The organism is Verminephrobacter aporrectodeae subsp. tuberculatae At4, assembly GCF_000193225.1.
Taxonomy (GTDB): Bacteria; Pseudomonadota; Gammaproteobacteria; order Burkholderiales; family Burkholderiaceae_C; genus Acidovorax; species Acidovorax aporrectodeae.
The window spans coordinates 1-18,417 of the sequence record NZ_AFAL01000362.1 but is presented as its reverse complement, the minus strand read 5'-3'; the positions used below and the strand labels follow the sequence as shown (position 1 = coordinate 18,417).

Genomic DNA, 18,417 nt, shown 5'->3' with positions numbered 1-18,417 from the left:
GCCGGCGCCAGCGGCGTGCGCGTGGGTGGGGAATTGGAGCTGTACACGATGGCGCTGGCGGCGCTGCGCGCAGCGCATGGCTACGCGCCCGCGGTTCTCGCCGTCACCGGAACCAACGGCAAGACCACCGTGAGCGCGCTCACCGCCGAGTTGGTCGCGCGCGCGGGCCGGCGCGTGGCGCTGGCCGGAAACATCGGCCCGAGCCTGCTCGACACGCTGGCCGGGCATATCGACGCCGACACCCTGCCCGACGTCTGGGTGCTCGAGCTGTCGAGCTTCCAACTCGACGGCGTCGCGGACTTTGACCCCACGGCCGCGGTGGTGCTCAACCTCACGCAGGACCACCTCGACTGGCATGGCGACATGCACGCCTACGCGGCCGCGAAGGCGCGCATCCTGGGCCAGACCGGCCACATGGTCCTGAACCGCGAGGACGCGGCGGTGCTGCGCATGCTGCCGGCGCCGGCGCCGCGACCCTCCCCGGCAGCGCGCACCAAGCCGCCCCCGCAGCGCGCGCACACCCTGTTTGGCGGCGACCTGCCCACGCGCCCCGGCGACTTCGGCCTCCAGACCGTCGGCGCAATGACCTGGCTGGTGCGCGCCATGGCGGCGCACGAGACGCAGCAGCGCGCGCGCGCCACCGAGGAGGAACTGCACATCCAGCGCCTGCTGCCCGCGGACGCGCTGCGCATCCGCGGCCGGCACAACGCCGTGAACGCGCTCGCCGCGCTGGCGCTGGCCTCGGCCGCCGGTTGCCCGCTGGCGCCCATGCTCTACGGTCTGCGCGCGTACCGCGGCGAGCCGCACCGCGTGGAGTCGGTGGCCGTCGTCGATGGCGTGGAGTATTTCGACGACAGCAAGGGAACGAACGTCGGCGCCACGGTGGCGGCGCTCACCGGGCTCGGGGCCGAGCGCCGCCTGGTGGTGATTCTGGGCGGCGACGGCAAGGGGCAGGACTTTGCGCCGCTGGCCGCACCCGTGGCGCGCCACGCGCGCGCGGTGCTGCTCATCGGCCGCGACGCGCCGCTGATTCGCGCGGCCCTGAAGGACGCCGCCGTGCCGCTGCTCGACGCGCAGACGCTGCCCCAGGCGGTGGAACGCGCGGCGCAGCGCGCGCACGCGGGCGACGCGGTGCTGATGTCGCCGGCCTGCGCCAGCTTCGACATGTTCCAGAGCTACGAACACCGCGCACAGGTCTTCGTCGCCGCCGTGCACCGCCTCGCGGACGGCGCGGCGCAGCCGCCGGAGGGCGGGTCATGAGCGCGCCCAGGCTGCTGCAGCGTGCGGCAGGCTGGTTCGGCGGCCTGCCGGATCGGGTCGGCCACGCCGCGCACGCGGGCAGCGCGCAGTACGCGCGCCCGGCGCCGGTGAGCGTGCCCTTCGACCAGGCGCTGCTGTGGGTGCTGGTGGCGCTGCTCTCCTGGGGGCTGGTGATGGTGTATTCGGCGTCCATCGCCATGCCGGACAACCCGCGTTTCGCGCACTACGCGCCGACCCATTTCTTCACGCGCCACGCCCTGTACATGGGCGCCGGCTTCATTGCGGCGCTGCTCACCGTGCAGGCGCCGATGGCGCTGTGGGAGCGTGTTGCGCCCTGGTTGTTCGTCGCGGCGCTGCTGCTGCTCGCGGCGGTGCTGATTCCCGGGCTGGGCAAGATGGTGAATGGCGCGCGCCGCTGGCTCGCCGCCGGGCCCATAGGCTTCCAGCCGTCCGAACTCGCGAAGTTTTCCGTGCTCGTCTACGCGGCCGGCTACATGGTGCGCAGGATGGAGGTCAAGGAACGGTTCTTCCGCGCCGTGCTGCCGATGGGCGCGGCCGTCGCCATCATGGGCGTGCTGCTGCTCGCCGAACCGGACATGGGCGCCTTTCTGGTGATCGCCGTGATCGCCATGGGAATCCTGTTTCTGGGCGGCGTCAACGCGCGCATGTTCTTCCTCATCGCGGGCGTGCTCGTGGCGGCCTTCGCGCTGATGATCGCCAGCTCGTCCTGGCGGCGCGAGCGCGTGTTCGCCTACCTCGACCCGTTCAGCGAGGAGCACGCGCTGGGCAAGGGCTACCAGCTCTCGCACGCGCTGATCGCCATCGGGCGCGGCGAGATTTTCGGCGTCGGTCTGGGCGGCAGCGTGGAGAAGCTGCACTGGCTTCCCGAGGCGCACACCGACTTCCTGCTCGCGGTCATCGGCGAGGAATTCGGCCTCGTGGGCGTTCTCGTGCTCATCCTGCTGTTCCTGTGGGTGACGCGCCGCATCATGCTCATCGGCCGCCAGGCCATCGCGCTGGACCGCGTGTTCTCGGGCCTGGTCGCGCAGGGGGTGGCGATCTGGATCGGCTTTCAGGCGTTCATCAACATGGGCGTGAACCTGGGCGCGCTGCCGACCAAGGGGCTCACGCTGCCGCTGATGAGCTTTGGCGGGTCGGCAATCCTGATGAACCTGATTGCGCTGGCCGTCGTCCTGCGGGTGGACTACGAGAACAAGCTCCTGATGCGCGGAGGCCGCACATGAGGAGCATGCACCGTACCAAGACCGCGCTGATCATGGCCGGCGGCACGGGCGGCCATATCTTCCCGGGTCTGGCCGTGGCCCAGGCGCTGCGCGCGGGCGGCTGGCGCGTGCATTGGCTCGGCGCGCCCGACAGCATGGAGGCGCGCATCGCTGCGCAGCAGGGCTTTGCGCTGGAGCCGGTCCACTTTTCCGGCGTGCGCGGCAAGGGCCTGGTCACGCTGGCGCTGTTGCCGCTGCGCCTGCTGCGCGCGTTCTGGCAGGCGCTGCGGGTGCTGCGCCGCGTGCGGCCCGACGTGTTGCTGGGCCTGGGCGGCTACATCGCCTTTCCGGGCGCGATGATGGGCGTGCTGTGCGGCAGGCCGCTGCTGCTGCACGAGCAAAACGCCGTCGCGGGTCTGTCCAACCGGGTGCTCGCGCGGATTGCCGACCGGGTGTTCACCGCGTTCCCGGGCGTGTTCGGCAAGGGGGCGAAAAACGCCCAGTGGGTCGGCAACCCGCTGCGCGCGGAGTTCACGCGGCAGCCGGGGCCCGCCGAGCGCTTTGCCGGCCGCACCGGCCCGCTGCGGCTGCTGGTCGTGGGCGGCAGCCTGGGCGCGCGCGCGCTCAACGAGATCGTTCCGCAGGCGCTGGCGCTGCTGCCGGCGCAGCAGCGCCCCGTGGTCGTGCACCAGAGCGGCGCCACGCAGATCGACGCGCTGCGCGCCCATTACGCCGCTGCCGGGGTGCAGGCGGAACTCACGCCGTTCATCGACGACGCCGCCAGCGCGTTTGCCGCGGCCGACCTCATCGTCTGCCGCGCGGGCGCGGGCACCGTGACGGAAATCGCCGCCGTGGGCGCTGCCGCGCTGTTCGTTCCCTTTCCCTCGGCGGTGGACGACCACCAGAGCCACAACGCGCGCTTTCTCGTGGACGCGGGCGGCGGCTGGCTGGTGCAGCAACGCGATCTGTCGCCGCAGGGGCTCGCGCGCATGCTGTCGGACATGCAGCGCCCGGCGCTGCTGGACAGAGCGCTGAAGGCCAAGAGCCTGGAAAAAACGGAGGCCACGCGCGCGCTGCTGGCCGCTTGCGAGGAGTTTGCCGCATGAAGCACGCCATCCGCCAGATCCATTTCGTCGGCCTGGGCGGCGCCGGCATGAGCGGCATCGCCGAGGTGCTGTTCAACCTGGGCTACCGCATCACGGGTTCCGACCTGGTCGATAGCGCCACGCTGCGCCGCCTCCAGGGGCTGGGGATCGAGACCCGCCTGGGGCACGCGGCGGAGCACGTCGGGGACGCGGACGCGGTGGTCACGTCCACCGCGGTGACGAACGACAACCCCGAGGTACTGGCCGCGCGCGCGAAGAAAATTCCCGTGGTTCCGCGCGCGCTGATGCTCGCCGAACTGATGCGCCTGAAGCAGGGAATCGCCATCGCGGGAACGCATGGCAAGACCACCACCACCAGCCTCGTGACCAGCGTGCTCGCCGAGGCCGGGCTGGACCCGACCTTCGTCATCGGCGGGCGCCTGAACAGCGCGGGCGTGAACGCCCGCTTGGGCAGCGGCGACTACATCGTGGTCGAGGCCGACGAGTCCGACGCGTCGTTTCTGAACCTGCTGCCGGTGATGGCGGTGGTGACGAACATCGACGCCGACCACATGGAAACCTATGGGCACGACTTCGGCCGGCTCAAGGGCGCGTTCGTTGACTTCCTGCACCGCATGCCGTTCTACGGCACGGCGGTGCTGTGCGTGGACAGCCCGGCGGTGCGCGACATCCTGCCCGGCGTGACCTGCCCCGTGACCAGCTACGGCCTTGCGCCGGACGCGCAGGTGCGCGCCGTGGACGTGCGCGCCGAGGGCCGGCAGATGTGCTTCACGGTGCAGCGCAGAAACGGCGTCACGCTGCCCGATCTGGCCGTGCAACTCAACCTCGCGGGCGAGCACAACGTGCGCAATGCGCTGTCGGCGATCGCCGTGGCGGTGGAACTGAACATCCCCGACGCGGCCGTGCTGCGTGCGCTCGCCGGCTTCAAGGGCGTGGGTCGGCGCTTCCAGAGCTACGGCGAACTGCGCGCGCGCGACGGTGGCCACTTCACGCTGATCGACGACTACGGCCACCACCCCGTGGAGATGGCCGCGACGCTGGCCGCAGCCCGCGGCGCGTTCCCCGGCCGGCGCCTGATGCTGGCCTTCGAGCCGCACCGCTACACGCGCACGCGCGACTGTTTCGAGGACTTCGTGAAGACCATCGGCAGCGCCGACGCGGTGCTGCTGACCGAGGTCTACGCCGCAGGCGAGGCGCCCGTGGTCGCGGCCGACGGCCGTTCGCTGGCGCGCGCGCTGCGCGTTGCGGGCCGCATCGAGCCGGTGTTCGTCGATGACGTGGCCGACATGCCGCAGGCCATCGCCGACAGCGCGCGCGACGGCGACGTGGTGCTGTGCATGGGCGCGGGAACCATCGGCGCCGTGGCCGGCAGGCTGCACGCACTGCTGCAAGGCAGTGCTTCCGAAACGCCGGAAGGGAGCGCGCCATGGGCCTTCTGAATTGCGCCGTGGACGCGCGCGCGCTGGGCAAGGTGGCGGTGCTCATGGGCGGCAGTTCTGCCGAGCGCGAGGTCTCGCTGATGTCCGGCGGCGGCGTGCTGCAGGCGCTGCGTGCGCGCGGCGTGGACGCGCATGCCTTCGACCCCGCGCAGGGCGACCTGGGCGCGCTGCGGCGCGACGGCTACGCGCGCTGCTTCATCGCCCTGCATGGCCGCCATGGCGAGGACGGCACGGTGCAGGGCGCGCTCGAACTGCTCGGCATTCCGTACACCGGCCCCGGCGTCATGGCCTCGAGCATCGCCATGGACAAGACCATGACCAAGCGCATCTGGCGTGCGCAGGGGCTGCCCACGCCCGACTGGCGCCTGGTGTCGGACGCCGCCGAGACCGCGCAGGCGCTGCAGGCGCTGGGCGCGCCGATGATCGTGAAGCCCGCGCGCGAGGGATCGACCATCGGCCTGAGCAAGGTCAGCGCGCCCGGGCAGTGCGCGCCGGCGTACCAGTTGGCCGCGCGCTACGACCCCGAGGTGCTGTGCGAACAGTTCATCGCGGGCGACGAGACCACCTGCCCGGTGCTCGGCGCGGGCGTCAGCGCGCAGGCGCTGCCCGTGGTCCGCATCGTCGCGCCCGAAGGCAACTACGACTACCAGAACAAGTACTTCGGCGACGCCACGCAGTACCACTGCCCGAGCGGCCTGCCCGGGCAGGAGGAGCAGGAGATCCAGCGCCTCGTGCTGCAGGCTTTTCGCGCGCTGGACTGCCGCGGCTGGGCGCGCGCGGACATCATGCTGCGCGCCAGCGACCGCCAGCCCTTTCTGCTGGAGATCAACACGGCTCCGGGAATGACCAGCCACTCGCTGCTCCCCCTGTCGGCGCGCGCCGCGGGAATCAGCTACGAAGACCTGTGCCTGGGGGTGCTCGCCGCCGCCGCGCTCGACCAGCCCCCGCCGGGCGCCCCCCCGGGAGCCAGCAGCGCATGACCGACAAGCTGTCCCTGCCGCTGGACGTGAGGCTCATGAACCTGAGCGCGTCGCTCCTGTTCACGGGCTGCGCCGCGCTCGTGCTCGTGGCGGGCGTGTGGTGGCTGCTGCGCCACCCGGGGCTGGCCATGGCGCGCATCGTGGTCCAGGGGGACCTCGTGCACAACAACGCCGTGACCCTGCGCGCCAACGTGGTGCCGCATCTGGTGGGCAATTTTTTCACGCTCGACCTGCACGCCGCGCGCGCGGCCTTCGAGCAGGTGCCCTGGGTGCGCCGTGCGCAGCTGCGGCGCGCGTACCCCGGCAGCCTGCTGGTGCAGTTGCAGGAGCACGAGGCGCTCGCGTACTGGGGGCCGGAGAGCGGATCGGCGCTGGTCAACCGCCAGGGCGAGGTGTTCGAGGCGAACCTGGGCGACATCGAGCAGGAGGGCCTGCCGCACCTGCTGGGCCCGGCAGGCAGTGCGCCCGAGGTGCTGCGCATGCATGGCCTGTTGCAGAGCGCCTTCGCGGCCCTGGAACTGGACCTGCGCGTGCTGGAACTCACCGGCCGGGGCGGCTGGCGCGCCACGCTGGGCGACGCCGCGGTGGTCGAACTGGGCGGCGGAACGCAGCAGGAGGTGCTGCAGCGCGCGCAGCGCTTCGTGCGCACGCTGGCGCCGGTGGCGACGAAATACGGACGGCGCGTGCAGGCCCTGGAATTTGCGGACCTGCGCCACGCGGGGGGCTACGCACTGCGTCTGCGCGGGGTCAGCACCGTGGGCGCGCAGGGCGCGAGCGCGCAACGGCAGTCGATACCGGGCGCAGGCAGCGCGGGCCGCAACGCACGGCCGACCCGACAGCACGCAACAGACAGGGGCAGGGACTAGATATATGGCAAGAGAATACAAAGACGTCGTGGTCGGGCTGGACATCGGCACATCCAAGGTCATGGCCGTGGTCGCCGAGGTGCTGCCCAGCGGCACCCTCAAGCTCGTGGGCCTGGGCGTGGCCTCGGGAAATGGCCTCAAGCGCGGCGTGGTGGTGAACATCGACGCCACCGTGCAGAGCATCCAGCAGGCGCTCAAGGAGGCCGAGCTGATGGCCGACTGCAAAATCCAGCGCGTCTACACCGGAATCACGGGCAGCCATATCCGCGGCCTGAATTCGAGCGGCATGGTGGCCGTCAAGGACAAGGAGGTCACCTCGGCCGACGTGGCGCGCGTGATGGAGACGGCCAAGGCCATCAACATCTCCAGCGACCAGCGCCTGCTGCTCGTGGAACCGCAGGAATTCGCCATCGACGGGCAGGACGTGAAAGAGCCCATCGGCATGAGCGGAATCCGCCTGGAAGCCAAGATCCACATCGTGACCGGCGCGCAGAGCGCGGCCGAGAACATCGTGAAATGCGTGCGCCGCTGCGGGCTGGAAGTCGAGCAGCTCATGCTCAACCCGCTCGCGGCAAGCCTGGCCGTGCTCACCGACGACGAACGCGAACTCGGCGTGGCGGTGGTGGACATCGGCGCGGGAACGACCGACGTGGCGATCTTCACCGGCGGCGCGATCCGCCACACGGCGGTGATCCCGATCGCGGGCGACCTGATCACGAGCGACATCGCCATGGCGCTGCACACGCCGACCCGGGACGCCGAGGACATCAAGGTCGAGAGCGGCTACGCCAAGCAATTGCTCGCCGACCCCGAGGCCAAGATCGAAGTGCCGGGCCTGGGCGACCGCGGCCCGCGCATGCTCAGCCGGCAGGCGCTGGCGGGCGTGATCGAACCGCGCGTGGAAGAAATCTTCGCGCTCGTGCAGCAGGTGGTGCGCGAGTCCGGCTACGAGGAACTGCTGTCCTCGGGAATCGTCCTCACGGGCGGCAGCGCGATGCTTCCCGGAATGCTCGAGCTCGGCGAGGACATCTTTCTCAAACCCGTGCGCCGGGGCGCACCGAAGTATTCCAACGCCCTGTCCGACATGGTCGCGCAGCCACGCGCCGCGACCGTCATGGGCCTGCTCGAGGAGGCGCGCCTGGCGCGCCTGCGCGGCTTCAAGGTGGCGCAGAAAAGCGGCTCCATGAAGACCGCGTTCGGGCGCATCAAAGACTTCATCGTAGGGAATTTCTGATCATGCAATACCTGTTTCATCTGGCGCGCGGCAGTCCCCGCCGAATACCGCGCGGCCGCTGGCGATGTACCGGCCCCCCCGCGTTCCCGTTCCCCGTTGGACCACAGCATCCGAATTCAGAACCAGGAGTTTCAAAATGAGCATCGAAATGATCGAAACCGCACACTTCAACCAGGGCACGCAAATCAAGGTGATTGGCGTGGGTGGCGGCGGCAGCAACGCCGTCGAGCACATGATCGCGCGCGGCGTGCAGGGCGTGGAATTCGTCTGCGCGAACACCGACGCGCAGGCGCTCGGCCGCAGTTCTGCGCACCGCTTGATCCAGCTCGGCGAAAGCGGTCTGGGCGCCGGCAGCAAGCCCGAAAAAGGCCGCGACGCCGCGCAGACCGCCGAGGACGACATCCGCAGCGCCATCGACGGCGCGCACATGCTGTTCATCACCGCCGGCATGGGCGGCGGAACGGGCACCGGCGCCGCGCCCGTGATCGCCCGCGTGGCCAAGGAAATGGGCATCCTCACCGTGGGCGTGGTCACCAAGCCCTTCGACTGGGAGGGCGGGCGCCGCATGGCGAACGCCGACAACGGCCTGAGCGAACTCGAAGCCAACGTGGACTCGCTGATCGTCGTGCTCAACGAAAAGCTGCTCGAAGTGCTCGGCCAGGACATCACCCAGGACGAGGCCTTCGCGCACGCCAACGACGTGCTCAAGAACGCCGTCGGCGGAATCGCCGAAATCATCAACGAGTACGGCCATGTGAACGTCGACTTCGAAGACGTGCGCACCGTGATGGGCGAACCCGGCAAGGCCATGATGGGAACGGCCACCGCCAGCGGCCCCGATCGCGCGCGCATCGCCGCCGAACAGGCCGTCGCCTGCCCCTTGCTCGAAGGCATCGACCTGTCCGGCGCGCGCGGCGTGCTGGTGCTGGTGACCGCGGCCAAGGGCAGCCTGAAGCTGTCCGAATCGCGCCTGGCGATGAGCACCATCAACGCCTACTCCTCGCCCGACGCGCACGTGATCTACGGCGCGGCCTACGACGACAGCCTGGGCGAGGAACTCCGCGTGACCGTGGTGGCCACCGGCCTGTCGCGCCCGACCGCCGCGCGCCGCCAGCCGATCACGGTCGTGCAGGGCGGCCTGCGCACGGGAACGGACAACCGCGTGCACCAACTGCCCACGGCAGTCAACATGCCGGGCGCGGGCAGCGCGCAGACCGACTACGGCAACATGGCGGTGCCCAGCGTCTGGCGCACGAACCGCAGCCAGGCCGCAGCCCGGGTGGACGCGCTGTCCTCCGGCGGAATGGACGACCTGGAGATTCCGGCGTTTTTGCGCAAGCAGGCGGATTGATGGGAGGTACCGCGTTTGCGCATCGCGCTGAACCACAGGTGGGACATGCCGGCGCCCAAGACGGACCCGAAGGCAGGCATCGGCAAGCCGGCACTGTATGGCCGTGTGCGCGAGATCCTGGCCGCGGCGCGCACGGGCATCGCCCGGACCGTGAACACCACCCAAGTGATGGCCAATTGGCTGATCGGGCGCGAAATTGTCGAAGAAGAGCAGCGGGGCCGGCGTCGCGCGGGCTATGGCACGGCGCTATTGGGCGAACTGGCCGAGCGCCTGCGCACCGATTTCGGCGCAGGTTACGGGGTGGACAATCTGGAGTTGTTCCGACGCTTCTATCGGGAGTATCCGCAGTTGTTGGCCGAGGCGGTGCCAGAGAGGATTTCCGACGCACCGCGTCGGAAATCAGGCCACGCGGCGACCGCGTTGCTCGTGCCGCCCACCATCACGACCGCTGCCTGGAAACCCGGGCGGCTGAACCCGGGCCTGTCATGGACGCACTACCGCCGGTTGCTGCGCGTGGACCGGGAGGAAGCGCGCGTCTTCTACGAGACCGAAGCGGCGCGCAACGCCTGGTCTGCGCGTGAGCTGGATCGGCAGGTGGCGAGCCTGCTGTTCGACCGCCTGGCCAAGAGCCGCGACAAGCAAGGGCTGCTGCGGCTGGCCACGCGCGGGCATGAAGTCAGCCAACCGATCGACGTGCTCAAAGACCCGATGGTGCTGGAGTTTCTGAATCTGCCCGAGTCGCCCCGGCTTGTCGAGACGCAGCTCGAACAGGCCCTGATCGAGAATTTGCAGCAGTTTCTGATGGAGTTGGGCAAGGGCTTTGCGTTCGTGGCACGCCAACAGCGCATCACGCTGGACGGGGATCATTTCTACATCGACCTCGTCTTCTATCACGCGGTGCTGAAGTGTTTCGTGCTGGTGGACCTGAAGGTCGGGAAGCTGACCCATGCCGACCTCGGGCAGATTCAGTTCTACGTGAACTACTACGATCGTGAGCGCCGCACCGAGGGGGACAACCCCAGCGTCGGCCTGATCCTTTGTTCCGACAAGAACGATGCGGTCGTGAAGTACACGCTGGGTGAGCAGCAGGAGCGGAACATTTTCGCCAGCCGCTACCAGCTGCACCTGCCCACCGAAAAGCAACTGCAGCAGGAACTGCAGCGTGAGCTGCGGCAGTTGCTGCCAGCGCCCGGCACTGCGCCCGGCGTGGCAAAGAACTCCAAAAGTCATGGCGGCTACTGAAAGCTTCCATGGCCAAACGCTGACGATGCTTCGGTTCGGCTGGATTGACGCTGACGACTGGCAGGCGCAGAAGTCCGCCACCGGGCAAATGGCCGGACTGGACGATACCGTGTACAGGCACAAGCTGATGACCGTCCCCGGCCCCTACATTCTCAACGGGCCGGTACAGCTTGTGGATGGCGCGGGGCCGAAGGCAGCGGCGGAACTGACGGCGGCGGGGTTGACCACCATCGGCCAGCTGGTAAGCACGAAGACTGTCCCCGCCCAGTACGCGAAGCTGCAAGCCGCAGCGCGCGAACGGTACAAGGGGTTGTACTAAAACAGCGACGCGGTTTGGCGCTGGGCGTCGGCGATTCGTTCAGCTGCAATGGCGCAGTAGTCCTCGCGGATTTCAAAGCCGATGGAGTACCGTTCCCACCGCAGACAGGCGTCAATCGTCGAGCCTGAGCCCAGGAAGGGGTCAAGTACGATGCCGTCAGCGGGCGAAAAGCCCTTGATGGAGCGCTCGCACAGGTCAAGCGGAAACTGCGCCGGGTGCGGGGTACGCTCCTTGGAGGCGCGGCCCTCGCCGGAAGTGACCTTGGCGATTTGCCACACGTCGGACGGGTTCTTGCCGATGGTGTTGCAGCGCAGCTTGCCCTTCTTCTTTTGATTCGGGTACGCCACGTCGGGGTCGCGGATGTCGTCCAGGTTGAAGCAGTAACGCTCGGAGTTCTTGACGTACCAAAGCAGCTTCTCATTGCGGGGCGACAGGAACTTCTTGGCCGCAACGCCCGCCCCGTAGTTCCAGACAATCTCTTGCTGGAGGAAGAACGGCACCCGGTTCCACAGCAGGTACGGGATGGGGATGGACTTGGCGCGGTCGGGCAGCGACACGTATCCCACGTTCAGCAGCAGCGCCCCATCGGCGGTGGTGGCCCGGTAGATTCTGTTGATCCAGTCCGCGCACCAGTCGATGAATTCCTCCATCGGGCGCACTGTCTCGTACTCCTTGCCGATGTTGTACGGCGGGGATGTGAAGGTCAGGTCAAGGCTTCCAGCGGGAACGCGGGTCAGCAGTTCGCGGCAGTCACCGTTGTAGATGGCGTGGCGCGCGCCGCGAGAGGCGGGCTTCCCCAGCGCGGCCAGCAGCGTTTCAAAGCGGGCCTGAGCGCCCACATTGACGGGTCGGGTGGCGGGTTCGACGAACGACGGGGCGATGACGGCCTGATCCATTGCGTCTATTTTCCTTTGCTGGTTTCGGTCTTGGCGGCGCCGCCCTCCAGCAGCGGCCACCGCGTCACGAGGTAGCTTTGCACCGCCTCCCGCACCACCCAAGCCAGCGACACGCGCTGGTCAAGCGCGATGCGCTCAAGCTCGGCGTACTGGTCTTCGGGGAAGCTGACCGAAGCCCGCACGGTGCGTTCCGCCGGGGCGGTGTAGGACTGGATGCGTCGATTGGCCATTGCTGTAAGGGGTCGGTATGGGTGCAGCAGGTGTCTGCACCAGACTACACCACTTTGATGCAAGTTTGCTTGAGCCATCCGGGTAATCACCAGGCTCCAAAACCGCTTTTGTTTTGATAATCGGTAGCCAAAAGCGCTTTTGCCCCGTCGCCTGCCCCATGTCCATTTCCAGCCTTGCCGAATCCCTCGGGCTGTCCATCTCCACGGTGTCGCGTGCGCTGAACGGCTACACCGACGTCAGCGCAAGGACCCGGGAGCGGGTCGAGGCGGCGGCCAAGGCCATCGGGTATCAGCCGCATCCGGTCGCGCACCGGCTGGCAACAGGGCGCACCGGGGCGATCGCGCTGGTGTCGTCGCTGCGCTCCGGGAATTACCTGGACGCGACTTTTTCCGCCTTGCTCGCCGGCGTATCCGAGGCGTTGCGCCCGCGCGGTTATTTCGCGTTGTCACTGGTGTTGCCTACCGGCGATGACGAGCTTCCCGAACTGGAGCGGCTGCTGGCCGGTCGGCTGGTCGATGGCGTGATCCTGGCGCGCACCCGCATCGAAGATCCGCGGGTGTCGCTGTTGCAGCAGCGTGGCCTGCCCTTCATCACCCATGGGCGGACCCAGGGCAACGCGCCCCATGCCTGGGTGGACGCGGACAATGTACGGGCCTTCTTCCTGGCCACCGAGCGCCTGGCCGGCCTGGGCCATCGGCGCATTGCGCTGATCAACGGCCAGCCGCAGATGACTTTCGCGGTCCTGCGCGAACAGGGTTTTGCCAGCGCCATGCACGCCTTCGGGCTGGACCCGGCGGCCTGTCCGGTGCGGCACGGCGAGCCCACTGCGGCGGATGGCTTGCGCATCGCATCCGAGCTGATCGCGGAAAACCATGCCAGCCAAGGCCACGCGGCCGGGCCGGTCACGGCCATGCTCTGCGCCACCGACGCCATGGCGCTGGGCGCGATGGCCGCCATCCGCGCCGCGGGCCTGGTGGTCGGGCGGACCATCTCGGTGATGGGCTACGGCAATTCCGAGGCCGGGCTTTACGCCGAACCACCGCTGTCCACCATCGACCACGCCCTGGTCGAGAACGGCCATCACCTCGCGCAGCTGCTGCTCGAGCAGTTGCAGGGCGGCGCTCCCGCGGCGTCGCACCGCAGCCACCTGGCCGCAGTCTCGCTGATCGTGCGCCAGTCCGACGGCCCCTGCCCGCACACCCCGACGAGCCCTTAGAACACGACAGGAGACACTCCATGCCTTTGCGATCCCTGGCTGCCACCGCCTGCCTGCTGCTGGCCACATGGGCCAACGCCCAGACCACCACCACCATCGTCTCGACCCAGATGCGGCCGGTGGAAGAGGCAGAGAAGGTGCGCAACGTGATCCTCAAGGGCTTTCCCGATGCGGTGAACTTCGTCCCCGAGGACGGCAACACCTTTTTCACGCGCATGAAGGCCGAGCTCGGTGCGGCGCAGGGCAGGGTGAGCATGGCCATCGCGCTCGACGGCGAGCTCGCACCGGTGAACCAGATGGGCGGCCTGAGCGACCTGGACGATCTGGCCAAGCGCCTTGCCGGTAGCCGCGAGATCTCGGCATCGATCATGGCCCTGGGCAAGATGGGCGGCGAGCACCAGCGCTTCATTCCGCTGATGACCAACACCTTCCAGATGGCGGCGAACAAGAAGGCGCTGCCGTACCTGCCCGCCGGCGCCAACGTCAACAGCCTCAGCTATGCGCAGCTGCGCGACTGGGCAAAGGCCATGAAGGACGCCACCGGCGAGAGCAAGCTGGGCTTTCCCGCCGGGCCCAAGGGTCTGTGGTGGCGCTTCTTCCAGGCGTCCTTCTACCCCAGCCACACCGGCGGCATCGTGCGCACCTTCAGGAACGCTGACGCGCAAAAGGCCTGGGCCGATTTCCGGGAGATGTGGGCCTACGTGAACCCGCGTTCCACCAGCTATGGCTTCATGGAAGAGCCGCTCAAGAGCGGTGAGGTCTGGGTGGCCTTCGACCACACCGCGCGGCTGCTGTCGGCGCTGGTCGAAAGGCCCAACGATTTCCTGGTGTTCCCCGCGCCTGCCGGCGCCAAGGGCCGCGGCTTCATGCCGGTCATCGTCGGCATGGCGGTGCCGAAGAACGCGCCCGACAAGGCCGCTGCCGAGCGCGTGATCGACTACCTGACCCGGCCCGCCGCGCAAGCCGCCATCCTGCGCGAAGTTGGCTTCTTCCCCGTCGCCCGGGCCGATTTGTCGCAGCTGTCGCCGGGCGTGCAACTGGCCTCCAACGGCATGACGGCGGTATTTGCGGCCAGGGACGGCCGGGCCTCGCTGCTGCCGGTGCAACTTGGCGCCAAGGGCGGTGAGTTCAACAAGATCTATGTCGATACGTTCACCCGCATCGTTCTGCGCAAGGAAGACATCCGGACCGTGCTGGACGAACAGGGCAAGCTGATGGACGCGTTGCTCAAGGAGGTCGGCGCACCCTGCTGGGCGCCCGATGCGAGCAGCGGCGCCCAGGTCTGTTCCGTGCAGTAAGCGCGGCACCGGTGTCCATCCATTCGAGCACCGTGCGGCGGCTGCGGCCGTCCCTTGCCATGCCCGCCCAACGGACCCCCTATCTGCTAATCGCACCCAGCGTGCTCTTCCTGCTGGTGCTGTTCATCTGGCCCTTGGCCGAGACGGCCCTGATGGCCTTTCGCACCCCTGAACAGGTGTGGACCGGCGCATACGTCGCCAAGATGTTCGGCGACCTGAACTTCAAGGTGGCGCTGAGAAACACCCTCATCCTGGTGCTCGCCGTCGTGCCGCTGCAGATGGTGCTGGCCCTCGGCATGGCGATGATGCTGCAGAAGATGCAGCGCGGCCGCATGGGCTTTCTCTATGTGTGGACGATCCCGCTGGGCGTGAGCGACCTGGCCGCGGGCCTGGCCTGGCTCGCCATCTTCACCGACCGCGGCTACTTCAACACCGTGCTGAGCGGCGTCGGCCTGGTCAGCGGACCGGTGTCCTGGCTTAGCTACCAGAACCCGGCGGTGCTGTTCGCCTGCGTGATCGTCGCCGAGCTCTGGCGCGCCACCGCCATCGTGCTGGTGATCCTGCTGGCCGGCGTGCAACTCATCCCCAAGGAATACGACGAAGCGGCCGAGGTGTTCGGCGCCGGCCCGTGGACGCGTTTCGTGAAGATCACGCTGCCGCTGCTCAGGCCCAGCCTGCAGAGCGCGCTGATCCTGCGCACGGTGCTGGCCTTCGAGGTGTTCGCGGTGGTCTACGCGCTCGCCGGGCGCGACCTGCCCATCCTGGTCGGCGAGGCATACAACTGGCAGGGCGCCTACCAGAACACCCACGTGGCTGCTGCCTATGCATTGTTCATCTTGCTGCTGTCCATCGGCGTCACGCTGTTCTACCTGAAGGCGCTGAAGGTGAACCGGGAGACCTTGTCGTGAAGTCGAACGCGCGCTTCCTCTACGCGATGGCCAGCGTGCTGGCGATTTGCTGGCTGGTGCCGATCTACCTCATTGGCCTGAGCGCGCTGACGCCGCGCGAGGCGGTGAGCGCCTGGCCGAAGAGCCTGTGGCCGGGCACGCTCTCGCTGGACACGCTGAGCTTCTTCGTGCACTACACGGGGGTGTGGACGGCGGTGCGCAACAGCGTCATCGTGGCGCTGCTGAGCATGCTGTTCGCCGTGCTGCTGGGCGCGCCCGCCGGGTATGCGCTGGCGCGCTACGACTTCGCCGGCCAGAACGTCTACCGGCTGCTGATCGTCATGACCCGGGCCTTTCCGCTGGCGATTCTGGCGCTGCCGCTGGCCACGCGGTTCATCGCCGTGGGCCTGTACGACACGCCGCTGGGCGTGGCCCTGGTGCACACCGCGCTGGCGCTGCCGTTCTCCATCCTGGTGTCGTCCAGCCTGTTCATGGGCATACCGCGCGAGTTCGAGGAGGCGGCCTGGACGCTGGGCTGCACGCGGGTGCAGGCCTTCGCGAAGATCGTGCTGCCGCTGGCGCTGCCGGGCATGGCCGCCACCATGATCTTCAGTTTCGTGATCTCGTGGAACGAGGTGTTCGCGGCCAGCGTGCTCACGCTGAACCAGCGCACGCTCACGGCCTTCCTGTTCGCCAGCCTGGAGGAAAGCCCGCTGCATTTCCGCTTCGCCGGCGGCTTCTTCCTGATCCTGCCCTCGCTCGTTTTCATCTTCATGGTGCGCAAGTACTTGTTCGCCATGTGGGGCATCTCCAACCGCTGAGGCCTGCGCCATGTCCGCCATTTCCATCCGATCCGTGCGCAAGGAATTCAAGGGCCACCAGGCGCTCAAAGCCATCGACCTGGAAGTCCGGGACCAGGAGTTCTGCGTGCTGCTCGGCCCGTCGGGCTGCGGCAAGACCACGCTGATGCGCATCATTGCCGGGCTCGAGACGCAGACCGCCGGCGACGTCCTGATCAACGGCAAACGCATGAACGGCCTGCCGCCGCGCAAACGCAACATCGCCATGGTGTTCCAGAACTACGCGGTGTTTCCGCACATGACGATCGCCGAGAACATCGGCTTCGGCCTGCGCATGCAGAAGGTCGGCGAAGAGAAGGTCCGCACGCAGGTGCTGCGCGCCGCCGCGCTGATGCACATCGAGCACCTGCTCGAGCGCTTCGCCGGGCAGCTCTCGGGCGGCCAGCGCCAGCGCGTGGCCGTGGCCCGGGCGCTGGCGGTGGAGCCCGACGTGCTGTTGATGGACGAGCCGCTGAGCAACCTCGACGCCCTGCTGCGCCTGGAGATGCGCAGCGAACTCAAGGGCCTGCTGCGCGACATCAGGACCACCACGCTCTACGTGACGCACGACCAGACCGAGGCCATGAGCCTGGCCGACCGCATCGCCGTGATGCACGGCGGCGAGATCGTGCAATACGACGCGCCGTCCACCGTCTACGTGCGCCCGGCGACCACCTTCGTCGGCGGCTTCATCGGCAACCCGCCGATGAACTTTCTGAGCTCGGTGGCGAGCCATGCCGCGCTCGGCGTGCGCGCACCGGACGGCGCCACGGTGCTCGGCATCCGGCCCGAAGATCTGGACCTGGTGGAGCAGGGCGGGCTCGAGGTGTCGGCCAAGGTGGTGGAGATGCTGGGCGCGTCGCAGCAGGTGAATGCGCGCGTGAACGACGAACTATTGCGCATCAGCACCTCGGCGCTGCCCGCCATCGCGGCGCAGCAGCGCGTGCGCGTCAGGGCCCGGCCCGGCGCCGCGCGCTGGTACGACGCCGAAGGCCGCCTGGCGGCATGAACCCTTCAACCCCCCGACCTCGACGAACATGAGCCTGAACCAACAAGCCCGCGCGATCCTGACCGGCAACGACCGCGGCGGCTACACCCTGCCGACCGACGGCCTCTATCCCTTCCAATGGAACTGGGACGCCAGCGTCACCGCGCTGGGCTGGATGTGTTTTGCGCCGGCGCGTGCCTGGGAGGAGATGCGTTGGTTGTTCAAGGGCCAGTGGCAGGGCGGGCCGAACGACGGCTTCCTGGCGCACATCGCCTTCCATGCGCCGAGCGACAGTTACTTCCCCGGAGCCGACGAATGGGGCACCGACGGCGCGCCCGGCACCGACGCCATCCGCACCCGCACCAGCAGCATCAGCCAGCCGCCGCTGCACGCGACCATGGTGCGCTGGATGTGGCACCGCGCCCAGGCCATTTCGCCGCAAGCAGCGGCCGAAGCCGCCGAGCAGGTTCGGGGCTTGCTGCCCGGCCTGCTGGCGCATCACCGCTGGTGGTACCGCGCGCGCGATCCGGACCGGAGCGGCCTGGTGCTCAACATCCACCCCTGGGAAACCGGCATGGACAACTCGCCCGCCTGGGACGTGCCGCTGGCCCGCGTGCCGCAAACCACCCGGCCCTACACCCGGCACGACCTCGGTCATGTGGATGCATCGATGCGTCCGCCGCAAAGTTTCTACGACCGCGTGGTGTACCTGATGGACTTCAACCGCGCGCAGGATTTCGACCCCGTGAAGATCCTCGCGTCCTGCCCGTACCGGGTGCAGGACGTCGGCATCATCAGCATCCTGCAGCGCGCGGGCATCGACCTGCTCGCGCTGTGCGCTGCGTGTGCCTGGGACGGCGACGTGCAGGATCTGCACGCGGCGGTGGCGCGCACGCACAACGCGGTAGAGGCGCTGTGGTCCACCCGCTGGAATCAATACGTCTCGCGCGACGCCATCACCGGCGAGTTGCTGGACGTGCCCACGTCCTCCGGCCTGCTCGGCGCCTACGCCGGCTTTCGCCACGACCTGGGCCCCACCGTG

The 18,417-nt window shown here is 68.5% G+C and carries 18 protein-coding genes; 16 read left to right on the top strand and 2 right to left on the bottom strand.

Annotation, left to right across the window (positions count from 1 at the left end; genetic code table 11):
• The 10 genes from murD to VTU_RS0108155 form a co-directional block, all read left to right on the top strand.
• Positions 1-1,260, top strand: a 1,260-nt coding sequence (gene murD, locus VTU_RS0108200) for a UDP-N-acetylmuramoyl-L-alanine--D-glutamate ligase (RefSeq protein WP_010103126.1), incomplete at its 5' end; no start/stop codon positions are given.
• Positions 1,257-2,504 carry a putative lipid II flippase FtsW gene (gene ftsW / locus VTU_RS0108195; protein ID WP_010103125.1) on the top strand — a complete coding sequence of 416 codons (1,248 nt, stop codon included), beginning with the start codon at positions 1,257-1,259 and terminating at the stop codon, positions 2,502-2,504. The genes murD and ftsW, both read left to right, overlap by 4 nt.
• On the top strand, positions 2,501-3,589 hold the full coding sequence (murG, locus tag VTU_RS0108190) for an undecaprenyldiphospho-muramoylpentapeptide beta-N-acetylglucosaminyltransferase (protein WP_010103124.1): 1,089 nt from the start codon (positions 2,501-2,503) through the stop codon (positions 3,587-3,589). The genes ftsW and murG overlap by 4 nt, the downstream gene beginning before the upstream one ends.
• Entirely contained in the window at positions 3,586-5,028 is a 1,443-nt protein-coding gene (gene murC, locus VTU_RS0108185; RefSeq protein WP_010103123.1) for a UDP-N-acetylmuramate--L-alanine ligase, read from the top strand. Before murG ends, murC begins: the two co-directional genes overlap by 4 nt.
• A complete protein-coding gene (locus VTU_RS0108180; protein WP_010103122.1) occupies positions 5,016-6,008 on the top strand; it encodes a D-alanine--D-alanine ligase in 993 nt (330 codons plus the stop codon). The genes murC and VTU_RS0108180 overlap by 13 nt, the downstream gene beginning before the upstream one ends.
• On the top strand, positions 6,005-6,874 hold the full coding sequence (locus VTU_RS0108175) for a cell division protein FtsQ/DivIB (RefSeq protein ID WP_010103120.1): 870 nt from the start codon (positions 6,005-6,007) through the stop codon (positions 6,872-6,874). Before VTU_RS0108180 ends, VTU_RS0108175 begins: the two co-directional genes overlap by 4 nt.
• 4 nt (positions 6,875-6,878) lie before the next feature.
• Entirely contained in the window at positions 6,879-8,108 is a 1,230-nt protein-coding gene (gene ftsA, locus VTU_RS0108170; protein WP_010103118.1) for a cell division protein FtsA, read from the top strand.
• Positions 8,109-8,244: 136 nt separating this feature from the next.
• Positions 8,245-9,459, top strand: coding sequence for a cell division protein FtsZ (gene ftsZ, locus VTU_RS0108165; RefSeq protein ID WP_010103117.1), 1,215 nt, complete (start codon positions 8,245-8,247; stop codon positions 9,457-9,459).
• Positions 9,460-9,504: 45 nt separating this feature from the next.
• Positions 9,505-10,701: a PDDEXK nuclease domain-containing protein gene (locus tag VTU_RS0108160; protein WP_050809461.1), complete on the top strand. Its 1,197-nt coding sequence runs from the start codon at positions 9,505-9,507 to the stop codon at positions 10,699-10,701.
• Positions 10,688-11,020 carry a ScaI family restriction endonuclease gene (locus VTU_RS0108155; RefSeq protein WP_010103113.1) on the top strand — a complete coding sequence of 111 codons (333 nt, stop codon included), beginning with the start codon at positions 10,688-10,690 and terminating at the stop codon, positions 11,018-11,020. Before VTU_RS0108160 ends, VTU_RS0108155 begins: the two co-directional genes overlap by 14 nt.
• Here VTU_RS0108155 and VTU_RS0108150 read toward each other — a convergent pair.
• Positions 11,017-11,916: a DNA-methyltransferase gene (locus tag VTU_RS0108150; protein WP_010103110.1), complete on the bottom strand. Its 900-nt coding sequence runs from the start codon at positions 11,914-11,916 to the stop codon at positions 11,017-11,019. The genes VTU_RS0108155 and VTU_RS0108150 overlap by 4 nt on opposite strands.
• A 5-nt stretch (positions 11,917-11,921) precedes the next feature.
• Positions 11,922-12,146, bottom strand: coding sequence for a ribbon-helix-helix domain-containing protein (locus VTU_RS26540; RefSeq protein WP_010103109.1), 225 nt, complete (start codon positions 12,144-12,146; stop codon positions 11,922-11,924).
• A 158-nt stretch (positions 12,147-12,304) separates the two neighbouring features.
• Between VTU_RS26540 and VTU_RS0108140 the strand changes: the two genes are divergently transcribed.
• From VTU_RS0108140 to VTU_RS0108115, 6 genes are all read left to right on the top strand, one after another.
• Entirely contained in the window at positions 12,305-13,363 is a 1,059-nt protein-coding gene (locus VTU_RS0108140) for a LacI family DNA-binding transcriptional regulator (RefSeq protein WP_010103107.1), read from the top strand.
• A 20-nt stretch (positions 13,364-13,383) separates the two neighbouring features.
• Positions 13,384-14,661, top strand: coding sequence for an ABC transporter substrate-binding protein (locus VTU_RS0108135; RefSeq protein WP_010103104.1), 1,278 nt, complete (start codon positions 13,384-13,386; stop codon positions 14,659-14,661).
• 59 nt (positions 14,662-14,720) lie between these two features.
• On the top strand, positions 14,721-15,569 hold the full coding sequence (locus VTU_RS0108130) for a carbohydrate ABC transporter permease (RefSeq protein WP_029554204.1): 849 nt from the start codon (positions 14,721-14,723) through the stop codon (positions 15,567-15,569).
• Complete coding sequence (locus tag VTU_RS0108125) at positions 15,566-16,369, top strand: carbohydrate ABC transporter permease (RefSeq protein ID WP_010103101.1); 804 nt, start codon at positions 15,566-15,568, stop codon at positions 16,367-16,369. Before VTU_RS0108130 ends, VTU_RS0108125 begins: the two co-directional genes overlap by 4 nt.
• 10 nt (positions 16,370-16,379) lie before the next feature.
• A complete protein-coding gene (locus tag VTU_RS0108120) occupies positions 16,380-17,396 on the top strand; it encodes an ABC transporter ATP-binding protein (RefSeq protein ID WP_010103100.1) in 1,017 nt (338 codons plus the stop codon).
• A gap of 28 nt (positions 17,397-17,424) precedes the next feature.
• Positions 17,425-18,417: MGH1-like glycoside hydrolase domain-containing protein (locus VTU_RS0108115; RefSeq protein ID WP_010103099.1), on the top strand; the 993-nt coding region annotated here is incomplete at its 3' end.